We start from the raw sequence: 23,261 nt of genomic DNA, 5'->3' as shown, positions 1-23,261 counted from the left end.
TCAGCCGGTGAGGCTAAGCGGACCCCGGCACGAGGCCGGGGTGACGCCGATTGTTAGGCGATCGATAACCTCAGAAAATCCCCAGAAACTTCTTCTTCTGTTTCTGCTTGACGGCGGGCGATTCCTTGCCGCTTTCGGTCTTCGACGTCGTGCCATTGCCGACATCGTCGCGCGGTTTGCCGCCCTTGGTCCGCATCGCCGCGGCGTGTGCGCCCGCCAATACCGGGCCGCACTGCGCGCTCTTGGCGTCGCCGATATCGACGAACGCCAGGATCGCCGCGAGCGGGCTCGCGACCACGCCCAGACCGATGCCGGCGCCCGCGCGGCCGACCAGTTCGGGGCTGATCACGTCGATCCCCGGCTTGGCGAAATAGCCGTTCAGCCCGACCGGCGATTGGCCCGAAAAGATCGAGAATTTCTTGCCGTCGGCGCGGAACGCCATGTCGAGGCTCTCATTCTTGAAACTGAACCCGCCGCGTCCGAGGATGACGTTCTTCTGCGTGTCGATCAGGATCGGGTCGGCCGCCGCGATGCCGTCGCGCACGGTGAAGCCGATCAGCCCGCAATTGATCTGCACCGGCTCCTTCAGCTTATGCTCGAACATCTTCTGGATGAACGTGCCGATATCGAGCTCGCTCAACTGGACGTTGCGGGTCCAGAAGCTGCCGCTCGGCATGACGAAGGCGATGCGGCCCGTCGCGCTGGCGAGCGAATCGTGGATCGTGTCGCCACGCCCGGCGAGCTGGATCCGGCCCTTGATCGTCCCCGACGTGCCCGATTCGTCGACGCCATAGCCGGCGAGCAGGCGGCCCATCGGCGTCGGCGACAGGCGGATGTCGTAGCTGTCCGCCGCCGGCCGAGCGCGGGTGTCGAAGACGATGTCCGACGCGACGTTACCGCGCGCCATCGCGAAGGTCAGCGGCGACAGCGCCAGCTTGCCGTGATCGAGCGACAGGGTCAGGTCGACGTTCGACACTGGAACATTCTTCGACTTGATATCGCCGATCGTCCATTTGAGCCCCGCATCGAAGCGCTGCAGTTCGGCGACTGGCAGCGCGGCGTCGGGCATGATCCGCGTCGGCCCGGCGCCCGTTGCCGCCGCGGCCGCCATCGCGCCCTTCGTCGCGACGATATCCGGATTGTAGCCGATGAACGGGGCGGCATCGACGATATCGAGGCTCCGCGTCGCCAGCACCGAGTCGAGCCGCAGCCGCTCGCCGTTGGTGACGGTCAGCCGCCCCGCCAGGTCACTATTGCCGAACCGCCCCGCCAGATGCGTGAAGCGATATTCCGGCCCGTCCTTCACCATTTCCGCGCGCAGATCGTAGCCGCGCGTATTGGGCAGCACGACGCCGATGATCGCGAGCAGTTCGGCCAGGTTGCGCCCCTGCGCGCGCGTCCTGAGCTGCACGTCCTCGACATCGGTCGCCGACGGCAGCGTCCCCGCGACGTCGATCACGTTGTTCGCCGCCCAGGCGCGCAGGGTCAGCTTGTTCTCGCCGCGATTGACCGTCGCATCGGGCGACAGCAATTGCGCGACGACGCGGAACGGCGTGTCGCGGATCCGGCCGGTACCACGCAAGCCCACCGCCTTGCCGATCGTCTTGTCGAGCGCGGTGACCGTGTCGATCGCCAGATCGGTCGCCAGCCGCATCTGCGGATCGATGTACCGCACCGTCGTCCCCGCCACCGTCGCGCGATCGATGCGGGGGATCTCGAACGGCTTCCCGCCCGTATCGGCGAAGGTCCAGGTGTTGGTCGTGTGCGCGGCGTTCCATTCGAGGTCGATCGCGCCCCCGGTCAGATCGAGCCAGTAGAGCCGCCGTTTACCGAAGATCAGGCTGAGCGGCGCGATTCGCGTATCGACCTTCTGCGCCTGGAACAGGTTCGGCTTGGTCGCCCATTGCGGGTTCGCGACGCTCAGCCCCTCGGCGTAGAATTTGATCTGGAGCGGCGCGAAATAGAGTTGGAAGTCGCCCTGCACCTTGACGGGGCGGCCGACCAGCTTGGTCGTGATGCTCTCGAACGGATGCTTCAGGAACCGGCCCTTGGTGATGTAGAGCACCAGCCAGATCAGGAAGAGCGTCGCCACGATCCCAAGCACGACGTTGCGCGCGATCCGGAACCAGCGCCGCTTGTGGACGGGTAGCGGCGCGACGGCCGCGTCCTGGGTTATGGCCGGTGTGCTCATATCCATGGCGGAATGAATCGCGCCAGGCGGCGGAAAGGTTGCATTTCGCAGGGAGCGCCGCTATGCGCGCCAGCTTCCCGAGCAATGCGTGGAAAGAACGGCCCGGCCATCAAGGGCTGCCGCGGCCGTTCCAGCGTTGCTCAAACCGAAAGGACCAAAATGCCCAAGCTCAAGACGAAGAGCGGCGTCAAGAAGCGCTTCAAGCTCACCGCGACCGGTAAGCTGAAGCACGGCGTCGCCGGCAAGCGCCACCGGCTCATCAGCCACAACGGCAAGTACATCCGCCAGAATCGCGGGACCTCGGTCCTGTCGAAGGCCGACACCGCGACGGTGAAAGCCTGGGCGCCGTACGGCCTGAACTGAGGAGCTAGAGAGACATGGCACGCGTCAAACGGGGTGTAACCACCCGCGCCAAGCACAAGAACATCCTCGAACAGGCCAAGGGCTATCGCGGTCGTCGCAAGAACACGATCCGCATCGCTCGCCAGGCCGTCGAGAAGGCCGGGCAGTACGCCTATCGCGACCGCAAGGTGAAGAAGCGGACCTTCCGGGGTCTGTGGATTCAGCGCATCAACGCCGGCGTCCGCGCCGAAGGTCTGACCTATTCGCAGTTCATGCACGGGCTGAAGCTCGCCGGCATCGAACTCGACCGGAAGGTCCTGGCCGATATCGCGATGCACGAAGGTGAGGCGTTTACCGCCATCATCGCGCAGGCGAAGGCGGCGCTGCCCCAGGCCGCCTGAAGCGACCTGTAGCGCGCAACGAATATGGGGCGTCGGTGGCAACACCGGCGCCCTTCGTTGTTTGCGGGGCCGCCGAGTCCCGAAAAGCGACGTTGCCTGATCCAGGTTGGTAAGAAAGCGGTTAACGTTAGTTGGGAAGCACGCCGAGCAGTGGTATCGTTCCGGCCGTAGATTGACTTGCGCCGAGTCGCGGCGCGGCAAGTTTCGTTGCGTAAAGGGGTAGATCATGAAGAAGCTGATTCTCGCGCTGGCCTGCGCGGTTGCTTTTCCGGCCACGGCCTATGCCGGCCCGTTCATCAATGGCAGCTTCGAGATCCGGGACCAATCCGGGCGTATTCACGCCGTTGGCCGCCGGATCGACCGCGATCACCGGCTGGACCGTCGGCGGCGACAGCGTCGATTATATCGGCACCTACTGGAACGCGCAGAACGGTTCGCGCAGCGTCGATCTGTCGGGCAACGCGCCGGGCAGCATCTTCCAGACGTTCGATACCATGTTGGGCCAGGTCTATAACGTGACCTTCTTCCTCGGCGCCAATGGCGACGGTCCGCCGCCGACCAAGACGGTCAGCGTAACGGCGACCGGCAACGCCGCCGGCAATTATTCGGTCGGCACCACGCCGTTCCCGCCGAACGTCGTGACGTGGTCGCCCTTCAACTACGTTTTCACCGCGACCGGCACATCGACGACGCTGACCTTCACGTCGACCGGCCAGACCGCCTATGGCGCAGCGCTGGACAACGTCAACGTGACGGCGGTGCCGGAACCGGCCACTTGGGCGCTGATGGTCTTCGGCTTCGGTGCGATCGGCGGCGTCCTGCGCCGCCGCCAGGGCTCGTTTGCCTTCGCCTGACACGATACGTCACTGGGTCTAGGAAGGGCGCCGGTGGCGACACCGGCGCCCTTCTCGTATCTGGATACCTCGCATGCACTTGCTTGCCATGACCGACGCGCATTTCGCCTGGCTGCTCGGCGAGCCCGCACCCGCCGACGCCCCGCGCCTGGCCGAGGGCGGACTGGCGCCGGCCGAGATCGTCGCCCTGCTTCGCGGCGTTGCGGCCGAGGTCGGGGGCGAAGCGGCGTGGATGATGGTTTCGGACGGGGAGGGCGTCGGGATGATCAGCGTCAAGGAACGCGACGCGAAGGGCCGCTGGGACATCGGCTATGGCGTCGCGCCGTCGCGTGAGGGACGCGGCCACGCCGGTGCCGCGGTCGCCGCGCTGAAGACGATCGCGCAAGCGGCGGGCGCGACCGGCTTGACCGCGGAGACCTTGCCCGACAGTGGAGCCTCTCCGCGCGTGCTCAAACGCAACGGCTTCGTGTGCATCGGCCAGTTCGACCATCCGGAGGATGGCATGGTGGATCAATGGGTGGTGGAATGGTGACCGATCTCGACCAATTGCAGACCGACCTGCTCGGGCAAATCGACGCGGCGGCGACACCCGAGGCGATCGAGGCGGTGCGTGTCGCCGCGCTCGGCAAGTCGGGCAGCGTGACCGGGCTGCTCAAGACGCTGGGCGGCATGAGTCCCGAGGAGCGCCAGGTCGAAGGGCCGCGCATCCACGGCTTGCGCGAAACCGTCACTGCGGCGCTCGGCGACCGCAAGGCCGGGCTGGAGCGCGTCGCACTCGACGCGCGGCTGGCGGGCGAGACGCTCGACATGACGCTCCCCGCCGACGTGCCGCCCGCCGGAACGATTCACCCGGTCAGCCAAGTGATGGACGAGCTGGCGGAAATCTTCGCCGACCTGGGCTTCGCGGTCGCGACCGGGCCGGAGATCGAGAACGACTGGTACAATTTCACCGCGCTCAACATCCCGGAAACGCACCCGGCGCGCGCGATGCACGACACCTTCTACCTCGCCGGCGAGCACGAGCAGCCGATGGTGTTACGCACGCATACGTCGCCCGTGCAGATCCGCGCGATGCAGGCGGCGGGCGGCAACCAGCCGGTGCGCATCATCGCGCCTGGCCGCACCTATCGCTCCGACAGCGACGCGACGCACACGCCGATGTTCCACCAGGTCGAGGGGCTGGTGATCGACAAGGGCATCACGCTCGGCCACCTCAAATGGACGCTCGAGACGTTCCTGAAGGCGTTTTTCGAGCGCGACGACATCGTGCTGCGGCTGCGCCCAAGCTACTTCCCCTTCACCGAACCGTCGGCGGAGGTCGATGTCGGCTACACGATCGTCAACGGCAAGCGCGTGATCGGCGGGTCGGGTGGCGGAAACGGCGGCGGCTGGATGGAAGTGCTCGGCTCGGGGATGGTCCACCGCACCGTGATCGCGGCGGGCGGCTACGACCCCGACCAGTGGCAGGGCTTCGCGTTCGGCTGCGGGATCGATCGCCTCGCGATGCTCAAATACGGGATGGACGACCTGCGCGCGTTCTTCGACGGCGATGCGCGCTGGCTGAAGCATTACGGCTTTTCCGCGCTCGATGTGCCCACGCTCAGCGGGGGAGTCGGGGCATGAAGTTCACCTGGCAATGGCTGGCGCGGCATCTCGATATGCCGGCGCAGGTCGGCTTCGACGACATTATCGACGGCCTGACGCGTATCGGTCTGGAGGTCGAAGGCGTCGAGAATCCGGGCGAGAAACTGGCCGGATTCAAGATCGCCAAGGTGCTGACCGCGGAACGCCACCCGCAGGCCGACAAGCTGCAAGTGCTGACCGTGGACGCCGGCGACGGTGTACCGCTCCAAGTCGTGTGCGGCGCTCCCAATGCGCGCGCGGGCATATTCGGGGTGCTCGGACTGCCCGGCGCGGTCGTTCCGGCCAACGGCATGGAGTTGAGGGTTTCCGCGATCCGCGGTGTCGAATCGAACGGCATGATGTGTTCGACGCGCGAGCTCGAACTCGGCGAGGACCATGACGGCATCATCGAGCTGGACGGCATGGATCCGAGCGCGGTGGGTCGCGATTTCGCCGATTATGCCGGCCTGAACGATCCCGTCATCGACGTATCGATCACGCCCAACCGCCAGGACTGTATGGGCGTCCGCGGGATCGCGCGCGACCTGGCGGCCGCCGGCCTGGGGACGCTTGTGCCGCTCGACGTGCCGACCATCGACGGCGCCGGGACCGGGCCGGACGTGCGGACCGACGATCCGGACGGCTGCCCCGCTTTCTACGCCCAAAGCGTGTCCGGCGTGGTCAATGGCGAGGCGCCCGATTGGATGCGTCGCCTGCTGACCGCGATCGGGCAGAAGCCGATCTCGGCGCTGGTCGACATTACCAATTTCGTGTCGGTCGATCTCGGCCGGCCGCTGCACGTCTACGACAAGGCCAAGCTATCGGGCGGGCTCGTCGCGCGCAGGGCGACGCCGGGCGAGCAGGTGCTGGCGCTCAACGGCAAAACCTACATGCTCGAGCCGGGCATGACGGTGATAGCCGACGACAAGGCCGTGCACGATATCGGCGGGATCATGGGCGGCGAGGAATCGGGCGTGTCCGAGGCGACCACCGACGTCGTCATCGAATGCGCCTATTTCGATCCCGACCATATCGCGCGGACCGGGCAGAAATTGATGCTGACCAGCGATGCGCGCCAGCGGTTCGAGCGCGGCGTCGATCCGGCGTTCCTGGACGACGGGCTCGCGATCGCGACGCAGCTGGTGCTTAGCCATTGCGGCGGCACCGCAAGCACCGTCACGCGCGCGGGCAAGCCGCCGCTCGAACCGAAGACGGTCGCATACGATCCGGTCCGCGCGGAAACGCTCGGCGGGCTCGCCGTCGCCGCGGATCGCCAGCGCGACATCCTGACGCGGCTGGGCTTCGTCGTCGCCGACGACTGGACCGTCACGGTCCCGACCTGGCGCCGCGACGTCGACGGTCCCGCCGACCTGGTCGAGGAAGTCATCCGCATCGAAGGGATCGACAACGTCCCCTCGACCCCGCTGCCGCGCATCCCCGGCGTCGCGACGCCGACCGCGACGCCCGAGCAGAAGCTCGAGCGAAAGGTCCGCCGCGCGGCGGCCGCGCGCGGGCTCGACGAGGCCGTGACCTGGTCGTTCCTGAGCCAGACCGAAGCCGATGCGTTCGGCGGCGGCGCGTGGAGCCTCGCCAACCCGATCAGCGAAGACCTGAAGGTTATGCGTCCGTCGTTGCTCCCGGGCCTGCTGTCGGCGGCGGCGCGCAACCTCAATCGCGGCGCGGTGAGCATCCGACTGTTCGAACTCGGCCGCCGCTATCTCGCCGACGCCGAACGCTCGACCTTGGGCGTCGTGCTGGCGGGCGACAAGCGCGCGCGCGGCTGGCAGGCCGGCAAGGCCGCACCCTACGACGCGTTCGACGCCAAGGCCGAAGCGCTGGCACTGCTCGCCGCAGCCGGCGCGCCGGTCGACAATCTGCAGGTCATGGGCGAGGCCGGCGATACGTGGCATCCCGGCCAGTCGGGCACGCTCCGGCTCGGACCGAAGACCGTGCTCGCCGCGTTCGGCATGGTCCACCCCTCGACCACCAAGGCATTCGACCTCGACGGACCGGTCGTCGCGGTCGAACTGTATCTCGACGCCATTCCTGCCAAGCGCGGCGGCAACGGCTTCATGCGCCCGGCCTACGCCCCGCCCGCGCTGCAGGCGGTCAAGCGCGACTTCGCCTTCACCGTCCCCGCCGGGCTGACCGCCGACGCGCTGACGCGTGCCGTGCGCGGCGCCGACAAGGCCGCGATCACGGGCGCGCGCGTGTTCGACCTGTTCGAACGCGACGGCGTGCGGTCGATGGCGGTAGAGGTGACGCTGCAGCCGAGCGACAAGACCTTCACCGAAGCGGATCTGAAAGGCATCGCGGATCGCGTCGTCGTCGCAGCCGAAAAGCTGGGCGCGAGCTTGCGTGGCTGATCCGGTCGCGCTCCGGTCGGACGGGCTGTCCGCGCTGATCGATCCGCTCGGGGCCGAATTGGTGTCCCTCAAGGACGCCCAGGGTCGCGAGTTGATGACCGATGCCGATCCGGCGTTCTGGACCGGGCATGCGCCGATCCTGTTTCCGATCGTCGGGCGGCTGAACGGCGACGTGCTGCGGATCGACGGGCGCGACTATCCGATGAAGCAGCACGGCTTCGCGCGGCGGATGGTTTTCGAGGTCGTTGCGCATGACGATTCCGGCGCGCGCTTTCGCCTGACGGCGAACGACGAGACTCGCGCCGTCTATCCCTTCGACTTCGCGCTGGACGTCGCCTTCACGCTCCGTGATGCGACGCTGGCGATCGACGTCAGCGTGCACAATCGCGGCGATGTACCGATGCCGGCAAGCCTGGGTTTCCACCCTGCCTTTGCGTGGCCCCTGCCCTATGACCAGCGGCGTGAAGATCACCGCATCGCCTTCGACGGCGACGAACCCGGCGCGATCGTCGAATTGGACGATGGCCTGTTCGCGGCGACGCGCCCCTCGCCGCTCGACGGACGGCTGCTACATCTCGCCGACGATCTGTTCGCCGACGACGCGCTGATCTGGGATCCGGTGCGCTCGTCGGGCGTGACCTATGGCGCCACCGTCGGCCCGCGCCTCCGAATCGATTTTCCCGACACGCCGTATCTCGGCATCTGGACCAAGCCGGGCGCGGCGTTCGTCTGCATCGAGCCGTGGCACGGCCACGCCGATCCGGTGGGCTTCACCGGCGATTTCCACGACAAGCCGGGCGTCTTCGAGGTTGCACCCGGTGCCGAACGCACCTGTTCGATGCAGGTGACGTTGCTGCCCTGACCCGCTAGGGGGTCGCGATGACCCAGATTTCGGCCAAGATTTCGGACCGCCGCACCTTCGCGATCATTTCCCACCCCGACGCCGGCAAGACCACGCTGACCGAGAAGCTGCTGTATTTCGGCGGCGCCATCCACTTGGCCGGCGAGGTCAAGGCGCGTGGGCAGAACCGGCGCGCGCGATCGGACTGGATGAAGATCGAGCAGCAGCGCGGGATTTCGGTCACGTCGTCGGTGATGACGTTCGAGCGCGAGGGCATCACCTTCAACCTGCTCGACACGCCGGGCCATGAGGACTTTTCCGAAGACACCTATCGCACGCTGACCGCCGTCGATTCCGCCGTCATGGTGATCGACGCGGCGCGCGGGATCGAGGCGCAGACGCGCAAATTGTTCGAGGTGTGCCGGCTCCGCTCGGTGCCGATCATCACCTTCGTCAACAAGGTCGATCGCGAGGGGCGCGACCCGTTCGAACTGCTCGACGAGATCGCCGACATGCTCGCACTGGACGTGTGCCCGATGTCCTGGCCGGTCGGGATGGGCGGGCAGTTCGAAGGCGTGTTGAACCTGGCCGACAATAACGTCGCGCGGCCCGAGGGCGACAGCCGCACGTTCCAGGGCAAGGTCGATGCCGACCCCACGCTGCCGGGCAACATCGCCGACGAAGTCGAGCTGGCGCAGGGCGGCTATGCCGAATTCGATGCCGAGGCTTATCGCAACGGCGACCTGACGCCGGTCTATTTCGGCTCCGCGCTCAAGGATTTCGGCGTCGCCGAGCTGATCGCTGCGCTCGCCGCCTACGCCCCGCCGCCGCGCCCGCAGCCCGCCGAGCCCGCACCCGTCGCGCCGGACAATCCCGAGGTCACCGGCTTCATCTTCAAGGTCCAGGCGAACATGGACCCCAACCACCGCGACCGCATCGCGTTCATGCGACTGTGCTCGGGCACGTTCAAGCGCGGCATGAAGCTGACGCCCACCGGCCACGGCAAGCCGATTGCGGTGCATTCGCCGATCCTGTTCTTCGCGCAGAACCGCGAAGTGGCGGACGAGGCGTTCCCCGGCGACATCATCGGCATTCCGAACCACGGCACGCTCCGCGTCGGCGATACCTTGTCCGAGCGCGCCGACGTGCGCTTCACCGGTCTGCCCAATTTCGCGCCCGAAATCCTGCGCCGCGTCGCGCTGAAGGACCCGACCAAGACCAAGCAGCTGCGCAAGGCACTCGACGACATGGCCGAAGAAGGCGTGACGCAGGTCTTCTATCCGGAGATCGGGTCGAACTGGATCATCGGCGTGGTCGGGCAGCTCCAGCTCGAAGTGCTGATCAGCCGGCTGGACGCGGAGTACAAGGTCGCGGCAGGGCTGGAGATGGCGCCGTTCGAAACCGCGCGCTGGATCTCCGCCGACGATCCCGCCGACCTCAAGACCTTCGCCGACCTCAACCGTGCCGCGATGGCGAAGGATCGCGACGGCAATCCGGTCTATATGGCGAAGACGTCATGGGACGTCGGCTACGTCGCCGACCGTTATCCCAAGGTGCGGTTCGCCGCGACGCGGGAGCGCTAGTCTTCGGACTCGACCCAGCCGTTCTTGAGTGGCTTGATCGCGAGAAAGGCGAGCGCTGCGGCGACGAGGTACAGCCCCACCGCGATGATCGCCGCGATACGCAGCGAGTCCGCGCCGTAACTGCCCTTCAGCGCCACCGACAGCGCGCCCATCAGCCATGGGCCAAGCCCCAGTCCCATCAGGTTGTTGACGAGCAGGAACGTGCCCGACGCCCCCGCGCGCATCCGCGTCGGTGCGAGGTGCTGGACCGCGGCGATGATCGGCCCGAGCCACAAAGTGTTGAGCGCGTTGGGGATCAGCAGCACGAACCAGGCGATCAGCGGCGACGGCGTCAGCAGCCCGATCATGAAGGTCGGCGCGGTGATCAGCCAGGCGATGGCGGGGATGCGCACGTACCAGGCGCGATCGGCCTTGCCGAACTTGTCGGCCAAGACGCCGCCCATGAACACGCCGGACGCCCCGCCGACCAGCAACAGCGATCCCATGAACAGCCCGACCGTGAACAGATCGGCCTTGGCGGTCCAGCCGTAATGGACCGCGATGATCTTGGGCACCCAGACGGCGAGTCCGTACCCTGCCATCGAGCTGCACCCCGCGCCGATCGCGAGCAGCCAGTAGGCGGGCTTCTTCCACAGGATCGGGATCACCGCGACCGCCGAACCGGCGTCGGCGGTAGCGGCCGGGCCCACTGGACGCGGCTTGTCGCGCACCAACAGCATGAAGATCGGGGCGATCAGGATGCCCGCGACCCCGACCGTGATGAACGCAGTCTGCCAGTCGACCCGCGACGCGATCCACCCGCCGAGCAACACGCCCGAGCCGAGCCCGATCGGCACGCCCATGCCGTAGATCGCCAGCGCGCGGGCGCGACGTTCGACCGGGAAATAATCGGCGATCAGCGCATAGGACGGCGCGACGCCGCCTGCCTCGCCGACGCCGACGCCCAAGCGATAGAGAAACAATTGCCAGAACCCCGCTGCGGTCCCGCACAAAGCGGTGAAGGCGCTCCACACTATCAGCGACCCGGCGATGACGCGCGTCTTGCCCCAGCGGTCGGCGGCGATCGCGAGCGGCACGCCGAGGACAGAATAGAGGATGGCGAAAGCCGACCCGGCGATCGCCCCGAATTGCGCATCGTCGAGCTTAAGACTGTCCTGGATCGGTTTGGCGAGGATGCCGAGGATCTGACGGTCGAGGAAATTGAAGGTGTAGACGAGCAACAGCATCGCCAGCACGATCCCCGGATAGCCCGGCCGCTCGGTTCGCGTCGTCACTCGCCTCTCCTACAAAAAAAGAGGCCGGGCACGCGGTGCGTACCCGGCTCTCTTCCCCCTTATCAGTCGATCAGAACTTGAGCGAGAAGGTTCCGAATATCTGGCGCGGATTGCCGTAGAACGCGCTCGCGACGCCTTCCTTGCCCAAGGTCGGCGTCACGCCGCCGGTCGGGGTGTAGATGATCGCCCCGGTCGCCGCGTTCGCCGCCAGATATTGATACCCGCCGATCTTGTAGTGGACGTCGGTCAGGTTCTTGGCATGCACGCCGATCGAATACTGGCCCTTCGACCCGAAGCTGTAGGTCAGATTGGCGTCCCACAGCGTGTAGCCGGGCTGGTCGAGGAACGGGCTCGACACTTCGAACTGATGCGTCGTGCTGCGATACGACACGACGGTCGACGCGTTCAGGTCGCCGCCGCCGATCGGCAAGTTCGCCGCGAGCGTGCCCGAGGCCGTCCATTTCGGCGTGTTCTGGAACTGGCGGAACGCCGCGACGTCGGTGCCGGTCGGGCCGATGTAATTCTTGTACTTGGGCTCGATGTAACCGACCGCGCCCGACAGCGAGACGTTCGATCCAGGCCCGGCAAAGCCGCGCGCGAGGACCGCGGTGCTTTCCAGTTCGATACCCTTGATGGTCGCCTTGGCGGCGTTGGTCGTGATGCCGCAGAAATTGGGCGCGCCGTTGACGACGCAGGCGACCGAGCCCGGAATCTGGACGTCGGTATAGTCGGCATAGAAACCGTCGAGCGCCCAGGTCAGCCGCTTGCCGAACGCCGAACCCTTCCAGCCGATTTCGTAGCTCTTCACGATCTCGGGATCGAACGAGAGGTAATTGTAGATGTCCTGATAGGTACGGCCCGCCGCGGCGTTGCTGATCGGCGCCGACGTGCCGGAGCCGCGCGGATCGAACCCGCCGCCTTTGAACCCTTCAGAATAGGATGCGTACAGCAGGTGGTTCTCGCTGGGCTTGAAGCTGATCGACGCGCGCGGGGTAAAGCGCTTGAACATCGCGCGGCCGCGGAAATTGGTCGCCGGGGCGCCGAAAGCCGTCGGGTTGCCGCCGAATTCGGACGTCGGGCCGAGGATGTAGTTCGCCTTGTAGACGAACGACTTGCGCTCATCCCACGTATAGCGGCCGCCCAGCGACAGGCTGATCTGCGGGGTGAAGTCGTAGGTGAAGTCGGCGAAGATCGACTGCGTCTCGGTCCGGACGTCGCCGGCGGTGTAGGCGTCGAACTGCGGATAGGGGCCGAACAGCGGCGCCCCCGCCGGAATGGCGTCGCCGGTCGTGTACAGCAGCACGTCGAACCCGGTGGCTGCCTTCGCGCCGAGATAATAGAAGCCGACCAGGCCGTTCAATTTTTCGCTCGAATAGGCCAGCTGGAATTCCTGGCTGGTCTGCTCGTTGCGATAGACGGCGGGAACATCGACGTCGACCGACGGGGTCGAATCGAAATCGATCGGCGTGAAGCTGCGGTCCTTGCGCCACGCGCTGATGCTGCGGAGCGTGAACCCGCCGCCCAGCTTCGCGGTGACCGCCATCGACAAGCCGCCGGCCTGGATGTCCTGCTTCGGATTCTTGAGCCCGGCATTCGTGTCGAAGACGTTCGACAGCAGCGGCGAACCGGTCAGCAGGCCGGCGAACAGGCGATGGCCGTTGCGCGGCGCCGAGGTGTCGTGGGTGTAGTCGCCGGTGATGCGGACGAACAGCCCGCCGTCCGGGCTCTCGAACTCGACCGTGCCGCGGCCCGCCCAGATGTTCTTGTTGTAATTGTCGATGTTGAGGAAACGGTTCTTGCCGAACCCGTCGCGCGTCAGCCGCGCGCCCGACACGCCGATCCGGACCATGTCGCCGATCGGCGCCGACAGACTGACGATGCCGTCGGCCTGGTTGTACGACCCATAGGCGCCGCGAATCGATGCCGAGAACGTGTCGGGCAGGCGCTTCGTCACATACTTGATCGCGCCGCCGATCGTGTTGCGGCCGTACAGCGTCCCTTGCGGCCCGCGCAGCACTTCGATCCGCTCTACGTCGTAGATGTCGAGCACCGCGGCCTGCGGACGGTTGAGATACACGTCGTCAAGATAGATACCGATGCCCGCTTCGAACCCGGGAACCGGATCCTGCTGACCGACGCCGCGGATGAAGGCTGCGAGCGTCGAGTTGGTGCCGCGCGCGTCCTTGATCGTGGTATTGGGGGATACGGCCTGGAGGTCGGTCAGATCGACCGCGCCGATCTTGTCGAGCTTGTCGGCCGACAAAGCGGTGACCGCGATCGGCACGTTGAGTAGCGTTTCCTCGCGGCGGCGCGCGGTAATGACGATGTCGCCAGTGCCGCTGTCATCCTGAACCTCGGTTGCCGCCGGTGCGGGCGCGTCCTGCGCCGATGCGGGTGCCGCCAGCAATGCCGCGATCGCCGCCCCCGAATAGAGCGCCGCGTGGATCATGCGCGTGCGAGTGCCGATCATGTCATCTCCCTCCCGAAAAATCGTCTATCGTTCGCGCCGGCAACGATCCGGTTGAACGCTTCTGGATCGTGCGTATACTGAAACCTGAACCGGGTTTCAACTTCGGTGTGTGGGGGAGTGAGAAAAGATGGCGCAGCGTGGCGGAACGGCAACGCCAGTCACGGACGCGGAGCGCGATCGCCAAGAGCTCGACGCGACTGCCAGCGCGGGGAAGGCGCCGCGCACCGATCGCGGCCGTCGGACCTTGCGCGCGCTGCTCGACGCCGCCGCCGCCGAGTTCGGCGAAAAGGGTTTCCATGAAGGGTCGATCAGCGGGATCACGCGGCGCGCGGGCGTCGCGCTGGGCAGTTTCTACACCTATTTCGATTCGAAGGACGCGATCTTCCGCGCGCTGGTCCGCGACATGTCGGACCAGGTCCGCGATCACGTCGCCCCGGCGTTACGCGCCGCGCCCGACCAGATCGCCGCCGAACGCGCCGGCCTGCTCGGGTTCCTCGAGTTCGTGCGCGGTCACAAGGAAATCTACCGGATCATCGACGAATCGGAATTCGTCGATCCCGCGAGTTTCCGCGCGCATTACGCGACCACGGCCGAGCGTATCGAACAGCGTCTGAAGGCCGCAGCGGGGCGCGGCGAGATCCGCGCCGACGTATCCGACGTCCATGCCTGGGCGGTGATGGGGATGAACGTATTCCTGGGCCTGCGCTACGGCGTCTGGGACGAGGATCGCACGCCCGACGCAGTCGCCGACACCGTCGCCGATATGCTGCGGACTGGTCTGGCGCCCCGTTAGCCCCGTACGATGATGGTCCGCCGCTAGTGCTCCGGCGCCGGCCGGAGCGTTGGCCGGCAACGGCTGCGATCTCCGGAGCTCCGGCCTACGCCGGAGCACAGCTCAGTTAGTTCTGGGCGAGCGCCGTTGCCAGCAGGTCCCGAATCGATGTCAGGCTTGCCGCATCCACCGGCGCTCCGGCGACGGGCACCGGGGCGGCGGGTACGGGCGCGGCGCGCGTTTCGCTGGCGAGCAATTTCTGCACGCCGCGCACGGTATAGCCCTCCTGGTTGAGCAGCGAATCGAGCCGCCGCACCAGCGCCACATCCTCGGGCCGGTAATAGCGCCGCTTGCCGGCGCGCTGGAGCGGCCGGAGCTGGGGAAATCGCGTTTCCCAATAGCGCAGGATGTGCTGCGGCAAGCCGGTGTCGCGCGAAACCTCACCAATGGTGCGGAACGCGCCAGCCGCCTTTTCGCCGGCCGCAGCGATGGCCGTCAGCCCGCGCTGACGATGCGGTCGCGCATCATCTGGCTCGCCCGGAACGTCAGGACGCGACGCGGGGCGATCGGCACCTCGACCCCGGTCTTCGGATTGCGTCCGATGCGCTGACCCTTGTCGCGCAGCACGAACGTGCCGAAGCCCGAAATCTTGACGTTTTCGCCGCGCGACAAGGCGTCGCACATATATTCCAGAATATCTTCGACCATCTTGGCCGAATCGGCGCGCGACAATCCGACTTCGCGCTGCAGCGCATCGGCCAGGTCTGCTCGCGTCAACGTACCCACACTCATCTACGCCCCTCCCCAGGTGCTAGAAAACCAACGTAACACAATGAACGCGGCTAGGAAAAGCGATAGTTACGTGGCCGTTACCGGCCCGTGACACTCGCCGTTAGGTGCGTAGCACCGCAGCGCCCCAGGTGAAGCCCCCGCCCATCGCCTCCAGCACGACGATCTGTCCCGGTTTGATCCGTCCGTCGCGACTCGCGGCATCGAGCGCGAGCGGCACGGAAGCGGCAGAGGTATTGGCGTGTTGATCGACCGTGACGACGACCTTTTCGGCGGGCAGCCCGAGCTTGCGCGCGGTCGCGTCGAGGATGCGGGCATTGGCCTGGTGCGGCACGACCCAATCGACATCGGCGGCGGTCAGCCCGATCGCACCGAGCGATTCGTCCATCACACTCGCCAAATTGGTGACCGCGTGACGGAAGACCTCGCGGCCCTTCATCCGCACCTTGCCGACCGTCCCGGTGGTCGAGGGGCCGCCATCGACATAGAGCAGTTCGTTGTGGCGCCCGTCGGCGTGAAGCTTGGTGGTCAGGATGCCGGGCCCGTCCTCCGCCACGTCCTGCGCCTCGAGCACGACCGCACCCGCGCCGTCGCCGAACAGCACGCAGGTCGCGCGGTCTTCCCAGTCGAGGATGCGGCTGAACGTCTCCGACCCGATCACCAAGGCGCGAGTCGCGACGCCGCCGCGAATCATGCTGTCGGCGACCTGGATCGCGTAGAGGAAGCCGGAACACACCGCGCCGACATCGAACGCAACGCAATCGTTTATCCCCAGCATCGCCTGGATCTTGGTCGCAGTGGCGGGGAAGGTCTGGTCGGGGGTTGCGGTCGCCAGCACGATCAGGTCGATTTCGTCCGCGCGTTTGCCGGCCGCGGCCAGCGCCGCCTTGGCCGCGTCGCAGCCGAGCGTCCCCGTCGTCTCGTCGGGGCTGGCGATGTGGCGGAAACGGATGCCGGTGCGCTCGACGATCCAGTCGTCGGAGGTATCGACGGTCTCGGCGAGTTCGGCGTTGGACACGCGCCGCGCCGGCAGCGCCGATCCGGTGCCGAGCAGGACCGCGCGCCTCATGCCGCGGCCTCGGCGGTTTCTGCGGGCATCGTCTGGGCGAAATGCTGGAGGTCCTCGGCGATCTTGGTCGCGAGGTCGTCGCGCACGCTCTTCGCCGCGACCGCGATCGCGTTGGCGACACCGGTCTCGTTGGCGCCGCCATGGCTCTTCACGACCAGGCCGTTGAGGCCGAGAAAGACCGCGCCGTTATGATTGTTGGGGTCGAGCCGATCGCGCAGCAGCGCCGTCGCCGGGCGCGAGATCAGGAAGCCGATCTTCGACCGCACCGAACTCGAAAAAGCGATGCGCAGCAGGTCGGCGACGAACCGCGCCGTCCCTTCCGCGGTCTTGAGCGCGACGTTCCCGGAAAAGCCGTCGCACACGATCACGTCGACATCGCCGCGCGACAATTTGTCGCCCTCGATGAACCCTTCGAACGTCAGCGGCAGGTGCGTCGCGGCGCGCAAAGCGGCGGCGGCTTCGCGGATCTCATCGGTGCCCTTCATGTCCTCGGTGCCGATGTTGAGCAACGCTACCTTCGGGCTTTTGAGGTCGAGCATGGTCCGCGCATAAGCGGCGCCCATGATCGCGAATTCCTCGAGATTGCGCGCGTCGCACTCGGTGTTGGCGCCGAGATCGAGGACCACGGTGTCGTGCTTGCCGAGGCTCGGCATCAGTCCGGCGAGCGCGGGGCGATCGATGCCTTTCATCGTACGCAGCGACAGTTTCGCCATCGCCATCAGCGCGCCGGTATTGCCCGACGACACTGCGGCGGCGGCGCGGCCCTGCTTCACCAGATCGATCGCGACGCCCATCGACGTCGTCTTGGCGCGGCGCAAGGCGGCGCCCGGCTTCTCGTCGCCGCGAATCACATCGGGCGCGTGGACGATTTCCGAATTGGCGGTGAGGTTGGGGTGCTTCTTCAGCCCCTCGGCGATCCGCGCCTCGTCACCGACCAGGAAGAAATGCGTGCCGTCATAGCGACGCCGCGCTTCCGCGACACCCGCCAGCATCACCGCCAGCCCCTCGTCACCGCCCATTGCGTCGACGGCGATCCAGGAGCCGGTGGTCACGTTCTATTCCTCTTTACGGTCAGCCTTCGACCGAAACGATCTCGCGGCCGTTATAGTGCCCGCACGACCCGCAAAGGTTGTGGGGACGCTTCAGCTCGCCGCAGTTTGGGCATTCCTGGAATGCCTCGACCGACAACGAATCGTGCGCGCGGCGCATGCCACGACGCGAGGGCGAAGTTTTGCGTTTTGGAACGGCCATTGCGGCGACAACCTTCTAAGACAAAATCGAATTGATCAGGACGATTAGGCCCGGAACACGAACCGCGCAACCGACGGGTCGGCGCGCGGCACAAATCGGCGGGCTGAATCGCGAAGCGTGCGCCTATACCGAATTGTCGCGCCGTTGCAACCCGAAGCGCCCGGTGGCACGGTCCCGCCATAACAAGGGGAGCCCGACATGATCCTGCCGATAACGCTCGTGATGGCCGCCGCGGCGGGACTGATCAACATCTGGCTGGCGGTTCGCGTCACGCAAGTGCGGTCGAAGAACAACGTCTGGCTCGGCGACGGCGGCAGTGAGGCCGTAGTCGCCCGCACCCGGGCGCACACCAATTTCGTCGAATATGCGCCCTTCGTCCTGATCCTGATCGCGCTGATCGAACTCGCGCGCGGCCCCAGCCTGTGGCTGTGGGGGCTGGGCATCGCGTTCACGCTGGCGCGGTTGTGCCACGGGATCGGCATGGACCCGACCGCGCCACGCATCCTCCGCCGGATCGGCGCAATCACGACGCTGGTGGTGTTGCTCGCTTTGTCGGGCTGGGCGCTGGCGATCGGCTACCAGGGCGCCGCCGAGAAGCCCGATGCCAGTCCGATCATCATCGGCGCGCCACCCGCGCGCGGTTAGGCCAAGACCGAATCGGCGACGAACGGGTTGCTCGCGCGTTCCTGCGCGAAGGTGCTCGGCTGGCCGTGGCCGGGCAGGAACACGGTATCGTCGCCCATCGGCCACAGCCGCGTGACGATCGAATTGATCAGCTGGTTGTGGTCCCCCCGCGGGAAATCGGTGCGGCCGATCGATCCCTGGAACAGCACGTCGCCGACGATCGCGAGCTTCGAGTCGGCGTTGTGGAACACGACGTGACCGGGCGTGTGGCCCGGCGTGTGATGCACCGCGAACGTCACCTCGCCGACCGTCACCTCGTCGCCCTGGTCGAGCCAGCGCGCAGGAACGAACGACCGCCCCGGTATGCCGTATTGCACGCCGTCCTCGCCGAGCTTCTCGATCAGCCAATTGTCGTCCGGATGCGGCCCTTCGATCGGAACGCCGAGATCTTCCGCCAGCTGCGCCGCGCCCGCCGCATGATCAAAATGCCCATGAGTGATCAGGATCTTCTCGATCGTGACGCCGTATTTCTCCATCGCCGACTTGAGCATCGGCAAGTCGCCGCCGGGATCGACGAACGCGCCGCGCATCGTCTTCGTGCACCACAGGAGCGTGCAATTCTGCTGGAGCGGCGTGACGGGAATGATCGCCGCGCGGAGCGGCTGGCTGGGCTCGGTCATGGGTGAGACCTAGGCAACCGGCGCAATGCGGGCAAGCAGGGCTTGCCCCCGGAGACGACCGGTTGCATCTGCCGCGCAGTGATCCGCCGCGACCGCCCCTTCGTGTTGCTCGACGATGCCCGTGCCGCGGGTGCGGCGCCGGCGCGGCTGTACCAGGACCCGACCGGCACCGTCGAAGCACGGGCGCTGGTCGAGGTGAAGCCCGCGCTCGACCGTCTCCGCGCGGCGCGCCATCGCGGGCTGCACGCGGTAGGATACATGGCCTACGAAGCGGCCGCGGCGTTCGAACCGGTGCTGGGCAGCCTGGCCGCCGACGACGCGCCATTGCTGTGGTTCGGCTTGTTCGAAAGCTATGACGAGATCGCGCCCGACGATGTGCCGGCGCTGCTTCCCGACCCCAATTCGGCCTGGGCCGGGACACCGCTGCCCGATGTCGATCGCGGTGGCTATGCCGACCGTTTCGACCGCATCCATGCGCTGATCGAGGCGGGGGACATCTACCAGGCCAATCTCAGCTACCGTGCCCGCGTCCCCATCGCCGGCGACCCGCTTGCGATTTATGCCAAGCTGAGGGCGAGCGCGCAGGCGGGCTATGGCGCGGTGGTATCGACGGGGATCGACTGGCTGTTGTCACTGTCGCCCGAATTGTTCTTCGCGCTCGACGGGGCGACGCTGACCGCCAAACCGATGAAGGGGACCGCGCGCCGCGGGGCCACGCCCGACGAGGATCGCAAGCTCGCCGCCGAACTGGGGAACGACGCCAAGCAGCGTGCCGAGAATCTGATGATCGTCGATCTGCTCCGCAACGATCTGTCGCGCGTCGCCGGCAATGTCGCGGTGCCGGAATTGTTCGCGGTCGAGACATATCCGACGATCCATACGATGACCTCGACCGTCACCGCGACGCTCGCGCCCGACCAGGACGCGATCGACGTGCTCGCGGCGCTATTTCCCTGCGGATCGATCACCGGCGCGCCGAAAATCCGCGCGATCGAGGCGCTGGCCGAGATCGAGACAGAGAGCGCACCGCGTGGGCCCTATACCGGCGCGATCGGGCGACTCGACGCAGGCGGCGGGGCGATGTTCAACGTCGCGATCCGCACGCTCGCGATCAATGGCGACGACGACCACGCGACGCTCGGCGCGGGCGGCGGCATTGTCGCCGACTCGCGTGAAGCCGAGGAATGGGACGAGGCGCTGGCGAAGATGGACTTCGTCACCGCCGGCGCGCGCACGATCGACTTGATCGAGACGATGGCGTTCGACCCGGTCGAAGGCTTGCCGCTGCTCGAGCGGCACCTCGCGCGGATGAAGGACAGCGCCGCATTGCTAGGCTTCGCGTTCGATCGTCACGCCGCGCGCAACGAACTTCAGGCCGCGACCTTCCGGCTGCGCGAGCCGAAACGGATTCGGTTGCTGCTGGCGAAGACAGGGGCGGTCGCGATCGAGGTTGCGCCGCTGCCGCCCGCATCGACCGATCCGGTTGCGGTGGCGATCGTTCCGATGCCCGTCGCGCGCGCCGATTTTCGCCTGCGTCACAAGACCAGCGATCGCGCGTTTTACGACCGTGCCCGCGGCTCCGCGTTCGAAGTGCTGTTCGAGCGCGACGGACAACTCACCGAAGGCAGCTTCACCAATCTGTTCGTCGAGCGCGACGGCATGTTCCTAACCCCGCCGCTCGGCCTCGGACTCCTACCCGGCGTCCTGCGCGGCGACCTGATCGACAGCGGTCGCGCGGTCGAGGCTGTGCTGACCCGCGCCGACCTCGCCGACGGCTTCATGATCGGCAATGCGTTGCGCGGCCTGATTCCCGCTACGCTCGCCTGAAAGATTTGTTGCGGTTGCGAAGGTCCGTCACACCGCTATAGCCGCCCGCGACATAGGGGTAACGTTCATGCAACCTTCCGCCGCGCTCAACCGCATCAAGCCGTCGCCGACGCTGGCGATCACCAGCCGCGTGCAGGAGCTGAAGCGCGCCGGGATCGACGTGATCGGCCTTGGCGCGGGCGAGCCCGATTTCGACACACCGGACTCCATCAAGGAAGCCGGGATCAAGGCGATCCGCGACGGCCAGACCAAGTACACCAATGTCGACGGCACGCCCGAACTGAAGGAAGCGGTGCGCGCCAAGTTCCTGCGCGACAACCAGCTGACCTACGGCATCGACCAGATCACGGTGAATGCGGGCGGTAAGCACACGTTGTTCAACGCGATGGTCGCGACGCTCGATCCGGGCGACGAAGTGGTTATACCTGCCCCGTATTGGGTGAGCTATCCCGACGTCGTGCTGTTCGCGGGCGGCACCCCGGTGTTCGCGCCCGCCGGCGCCGACCAGCAGTACAAGCTGAAGCCCGAACAGCTCGAAGCCGCGATCACGCCGCGCACCAAGTGGCTGATCCTCAACTCGCCGTCCAACCCGACCGGCGCCGCGTACAGCGAAGCCGAGTTGAAGGCGCTCGGCGCGGTGCTCGAACGCCACCCGCATGTCTGGATCTATGCCGACGATATGTACGAGCACATCGTGTTCGACGACTTCCGGTTCACCACCATCGCGCAGGTCCGTCCGTCGCTCTACGACCGCACGCTGACCGCGAACGGCGCGTCGAAGGCCTATGCGATGACCGGCTGGCGGATCGGCTTCGCGGGCGGGCCGGCGTGGCTGATCAAGGCGATGTCGAAGCTGCAGTCGCAATCGACCAGCAACCCCTGTTCGATCGCGCAGGCGGCGACGGTCGCGGCGCTCACCGGCGACCAGGCGTTCCTCAAGACCAATGCCGCCCTGTTCCAATCGCGCCGCGATCTGGTCGTGTCGATGCTCAACCAAGCGAAGGGCATCACCTGCCCACGGCCTGAGGGCGCGTTCTATGTCTATCCCGAATTCTCCGCACTGATCGGCAAGAGCACGCCGAACGGCCGGCTGATCGCGACCGACGAGGATTTCGTCGGCTATCTGCTCGACGACGCGAAGGTGGCGGCGGTGCAGGGAGAGGCGTTCGGGCTCTCGCCGGCGATGCGGATCAGCTATGCGACGTCGGACGATCTGCTGCGCGAAGCGTGCGAGCGCATCCAGACCGCGTGCGCCGCGTTGCGGTAACCATTCCTGCTGGCCGATGAACGGCTGCGCAACGATTGGTTCAGTCCCGGAAACCTAATGTTCACGCATTGATGGTTGAAGCGGCGCGGGGACGCGCCGATTTGAGCTGCGTGAAGGGACAAGAGACATGAAAGCCATCCTCAAATCCGCGATGCTGTGGCGTTTCCTCGGCGGGTTCGCGCTGGGCGGGCTCGGCGTCATGGCGCTCCATCCGGCAACCGCCGAGACGGTGTCAGCGCCGACCGCGATCGAAGCGCAGCGCTGACGCGCATCCTTGGCCGCGGCCGGGCCGTTCCTATATTCAAAGGAACTCCGGAGCCGACGACCATGATCAAGACGACATTATTGAGCCTCGCGCTGACGGGCGCCATCGCCTTCGCGGCGGGACACACCAGCGCCGCTCCCGAGCGCGCCGTCGCCATCCCCGCCCCAGCGCGTGACGTCACGCCGACCGCCGCACCGCGCGTCGCCGTGTTCGCCGGCGGGTGCTTCTGGGGCGTGTCGGCGGTGTTCGAGCGGGTGAAGGGCGTGACCGGCGTGACGTCGGGCTATGCCGGCGGCACCGCGGCGACCGCGACCTACGACCAGGTATCGACCGAGACCACCGGCCATGCCGAGGCGGTGCGGATCACCTACGATCCGCGCGTCGTCAGCTACGGCACCCTGTTGCGCGTCTATTTCTCGATCGCGACCGACCCGACCTCGCTCAATCGTCAGGGGCCGGACGCCGGCCCGAGCTACCGGTCGGCGATCTTCCCGCAGAACGACGCGCAGCGCGGCGTCGCGGCGGCGTATATCGCGCAGCTGACGGCCGCCAAGGCGTTCCCGCGCCCGATCGTGACCAAGCTGGAAACCGGCCGCTTCTTCCCGGCGGAGGACTATCACCAGCGGTTCTACGACAAGAACCCGAACCATCCGTACATCGTGAGCTGGGACAAGCCCAAGGTCGCGGCGTTCAAGACGGCGTTTCCGCAGTTGGCGAAATAACGCCGTGCTCCTGCGAAGGCAGGAGCCCAGGATAGTTCGCGCTGCACAAC

At 66.7% G+C, this 23,261-nt stretch carries 22 protein-coding genes and 1 pseudogene; 14 read left to right on the top strand and 9 right to left on the bottom strand.

The genetic code is table 11. The annotated features are described in order from the left end of the window. Positions 1-70 precede the first annotated feature (70 nt). Positions 71-2,191: an AsmA family protein gene (locus FPZ24_RS00515; protein WP_146574029.1), complete on the bottom strand. Its 2,121-nt coding sequence runs from the start codon at positions 2,189-2,191 to the stop codon at positions 71-73. A gap of 159 nt (positions 2,192-2,350) precedes the next feature. On the opposite strand from FPZ24_RS00515, the gene rpmI reads away from it, so the two are divergent. The 8 genes and pseudogenes from rpmI (at position 2,351) to FPZ24_RS00475 (ending at position 10,201) form a co-directional block, all read left to right on the top strand. Next, positions 2,351-2,554, top strand: coding sequence for a 50S ribosomal protein L35 (gene rpmI, locus FPZ24_RS00510; protein WP_146569223.1), 204 nt, complete (start codon positions 2,351-2,353; stop codon positions 2,552-2,554). A 14-nt stretch (positions 2,555-2,568) separates the two neighbouring features. Continuing rightward, on the top strand, positions 2,569-2,934 hold the full coding sequence (gene rplT, locus FPZ24_RS00505) for a 50S ribosomal protein L20 (protein WP_146569222.1): 366 nt from the start codon (positions 2,569-2,571) through the stop codon (positions 2,932-2,934). Positions 2,935-3,160: 226 nt separating this feature from the next. Then, positions 3,161-3,788, top strand: a pseudogene (locus FPZ24_RS00500) (choice-of-anchor C family protein). A gap of 73 nt (positions 3,789-3,861) precedes the next feature. Then, complete coding sequence (locus FPZ24_RS00495) at positions 3,862-4,320, top strand: GNAT family N-acetyltransferase (RefSeq protein WP_146569221.1); 459 nt, start codon at positions 3,862-3,864, stop codon at positions 4,318-4,320. Further along, on the top strand, positions 4,314-5,411 hold the full coding sequence (pheS, locus tag FPZ24_RS00490; RefSeq protein ID WP_146569220.1) for a phenylalanine--tRNA ligase subunit alpha: 1,098 nt from the start codon (positions 4,314-4,316) through the stop codon (positions 5,409-5,411). Before FPZ24_RS00495 ends, pheS begins: the two co-directional genes overlap by 7 nt. Continuing rightward, positions 5,408-7,777: a phenylalanine--tRNA ligase subunit beta gene (gene pheT / locus FPZ24_RS00485; RefSeq protein WP_146569219.1), complete on the top strand. Its 2,370-nt coding sequence runs from the start codon at positions 5,408-5,410 to the stop codon at positions 7,775-7,777. The genes pheS and pheT overlap by 4 nt, the downstream gene beginning before the upstream one ends. Further along, positions 7,770-8,639: an aldose 1-epimerase family protein gene (locus FPZ24_RS00480; protein WP_146569218.1), complete on the top strand. Its 870-nt coding sequence runs from the start codon at positions 7,770-7,772 to the stop codon at positions 8,637-8,639. The genes pheT and FPZ24_RS00480 overlap by 8 nt, the downstream gene beginning before the upstream one ends. Before the next feature lie 17 nt (positions 8,640-8,656). Continuing rightward, on the top strand, positions 8,657-10,201 hold the full coding sequence (locus FPZ24_RS00475; RefSeq protein WP_146569217.1) for a peptide chain release factor 3: 1,545 nt from the start codon (positions 8,657-8,659) through the stop codon (positions 10,199-10,201). Here the strand turns inward: FPZ24_RS00475 and FPZ24_RS00470 are convergent. Both FPZ24_RS00470 and FPZ24_RS00465 read right to left on the bottom strand, forming a co-directional pair. Beyond that, a complete protein-coding gene (locus FPZ24_RS00470) occupies positions 10,198-11,475 on the bottom strand; it encodes a spinster family MFS transporter (RefSeq protein WP_146569216.1) in 1,278 nt (425 codons plus the stop codon). The two genes, FPZ24_RS00475 and FPZ24_RS00470, sit on opposite strands and share 4 nt — an antisense overlap. 70 nt (positions 11,476-11,545) lie before the next feature. Further along, positions 11,546-13,945, bottom strand: coding sequence for a TonB-dependent receptor (locus FPZ24_RS00465; RefSeq protein WP_240047548.1), 2,400 nt, complete (start codon positions 13,943-13,945; stop codon positions 11,546-11,548). Positions 13,946-14,072: 127 nt separating this feature from the next. On the opposite strand from FPZ24_RS00465, the gene FPZ24_RS00460 reads away from it, so the two are divergent. Continuing rightward, the gene (locus tag FPZ24_RS00460; RefSeq protein ID WP_146569215.1) at positions 14,073-14,738 is read left to right on the top strand and encodes a TetR/AcrR family transcriptional regulator; all 666 of its coding nucleotides are present in this window, start codon (positions 14,073-14,075) and stop codon (positions 14,736-14,738) included. Positions 14,739-14,844: 106 nt separating this feature from the next. Here the strand turns inward: FPZ24_RS00460 and FPZ24_RS00455 are convergent, their stop codons facing one another. The 5 genes from FPZ24_RS00455 to rpmF form a co-directional block, all read right to left on the bottom strand. Beyond that, on the bottom strand, positions 14,845-15,207 hold the full coding sequence (locus FPZ24_RS00455; protein ID WP_146574023.1) for a MerR family transcriptional regulator: 363 nt from the start codon (positions 15,205-15,207) through the stop codon (positions 14,845-14,847). A 5-nt stretch (positions 15,208-15,212) separates the two neighbouring features. Then, positions 15,213-15,509 carry an integration host factor subunit alpha gene (locus tag FPZ24_RS00450; RefSeq protein ID WP_146569214.1) on the bottom strand — a complete coding sequence of 99 codons (297 nt, stop codon included), beginning with the start codon at positions 15,507-15,509 and terminating at the stop codon, positions 15,213-15,215. Between the two features lie 100 nt (positions 15,510-15,609). Further along, a complete protein-coding gene (locus tag FPZ24_RS00445) occupies positions 15,610-16,575 on the bottom strand; it encodes a beta-ketoacyl-ACP synthase III (protein ID WP_146569213.1) in 966 nt (321 codons plus the stop codon). Then, positions 16,572-17,627 carry a phosphate acyltransferase PlsX gene (plsX, locus tag FPZ24_RS00440; RefSeq protein WP_146569212.1) on the bottom strand — a complete coding sequence of 352 codons (1,056 nt, stop codon included), beginning with the start codon at positions 17,625-17,627 and terminating at the stop codon, positions 16,572-16,574. Before plsX ends, FPZ24_RS00445 begins: the two co-directional genes overlap by 4 nt. 19 nt (positions 17,628-17,646) lie before the next feature. After that, positions 17,647-17,826 carry a 50S ribosomal protein L32 gene (gene rpmF, locus FPZ24_RS00435; protein ID WP_146569211.1) on the bottom strand — a complete coding sequence of 60 codons (180 nt, stop codon included), beginning with the start codon at positions 17,824-17,826 and terminating at the stop codon, positions 17,647-17,649. Positions 17,827-18,024: 198 nt separating this feature from the next. Here rpmF and FPZ24_RS00430 point away from each other — a divergent pair, with 198 nt between their 5' ends. Beyond that, a complete protein-coding gene (locus FPZ24_RS00430) occupies positions 18,025-18,471 on the top strand; it encodes an MAPEG family protein (RefSeq protein ID WP_146569210.1) in 447 nt (148 codons plus the stop codon). Here the strand turns inward: FPZ24_RS00430 and FPZ24_RS00425 are convergent. Next, positions 18,468-19,130 (bottom strand): MBL fold metallo-hydrolase, encoded by a 663-nt coding sequence (locus FPZ24_RS00425; RefSeq protein ID WP_146569209.1) that lies wholly within the window; start codon positions 19,128-19,130, stop codon positions 18,468-18,470. The genes FPZ24_RS00430 and FPZ24_RS00425 overlap by 4 nt on opposite strands. Before the next feature lie 42 nt (positions 19,131-19,172). Here FPZ24_RS00425 and pabB point away from each other — a divergent pair, with 42 nt between their 5' ends. The 4 genes from pabB (at position 19,173) to msrA (ending at position 23,211) form a co-directional block, all read left to right on the top strand. After that, positions 19,173-20,957, top strand: a complete 1,785-nt coding sequence (pabB, locus tag FPZ24_RS00420) for an aminodeoxychorismate synthase component I (protein ID WP_240047547.1) — start codon at positions 19,173-19,175, stop codon at positions 20,955-20,957. Positions 20,958-21,024: 67 nt separating this feature from the next. Beyond that, entirely contained in the window at positions 21,025-22,224 is a 1,200-nt protein-coding gene (locus FPZ24_RS00415) for a pyridoxal phosphate-dependent aminotransferase (RefSeq protein WP_146569208.1), read from the top strand. Between the two features lie 127 nt (positions 22,225-22,351). Beyond that, positions 22,352-22,489: a hypothetical protein gene (locus FPZ24_RS16980; RefSeq protein WP_186728944.1), complete on the top strand. Its 138-nt coding sequence runs from the start codon at positions 22,352-22,354 to the stop codon at positions 22,487-22,489. Positions 22,490-22,551: 62 nt separating this feature from the next. Then, on the top strand, positions 22,552-23,211 hold the full coding sequence (gene msrA / locus FPZ24_RS00410; protein WP_146569207.1) for a peptide-methionine (S)-S-oxide reductase MsrA: 660 nt from the start codon (positions 22,552-22,554) through the stop codon (positions 23,209-23,211). The last annotated feature ends 50 nt before the right edge of the window (positions 23,212-23,261 follow it).

Source organism: Sphingomonas panacisoli, from assembly GCF_007859635.1.
In the GTDB taxonomy this organism is placed as follows: domain Bacteria; phylum Pseudomonadota; class Alphaproteobacteria; order Sphingomonadales; family Sphingomonadaceae; genus Sphingomonas; species Sphingomonas panacisoli.
The sequence above is the reverse complement of the archived record's forward strand: the minus strand, read 5'-3'. Positions and strand labels throughout refer to the sequence as shown.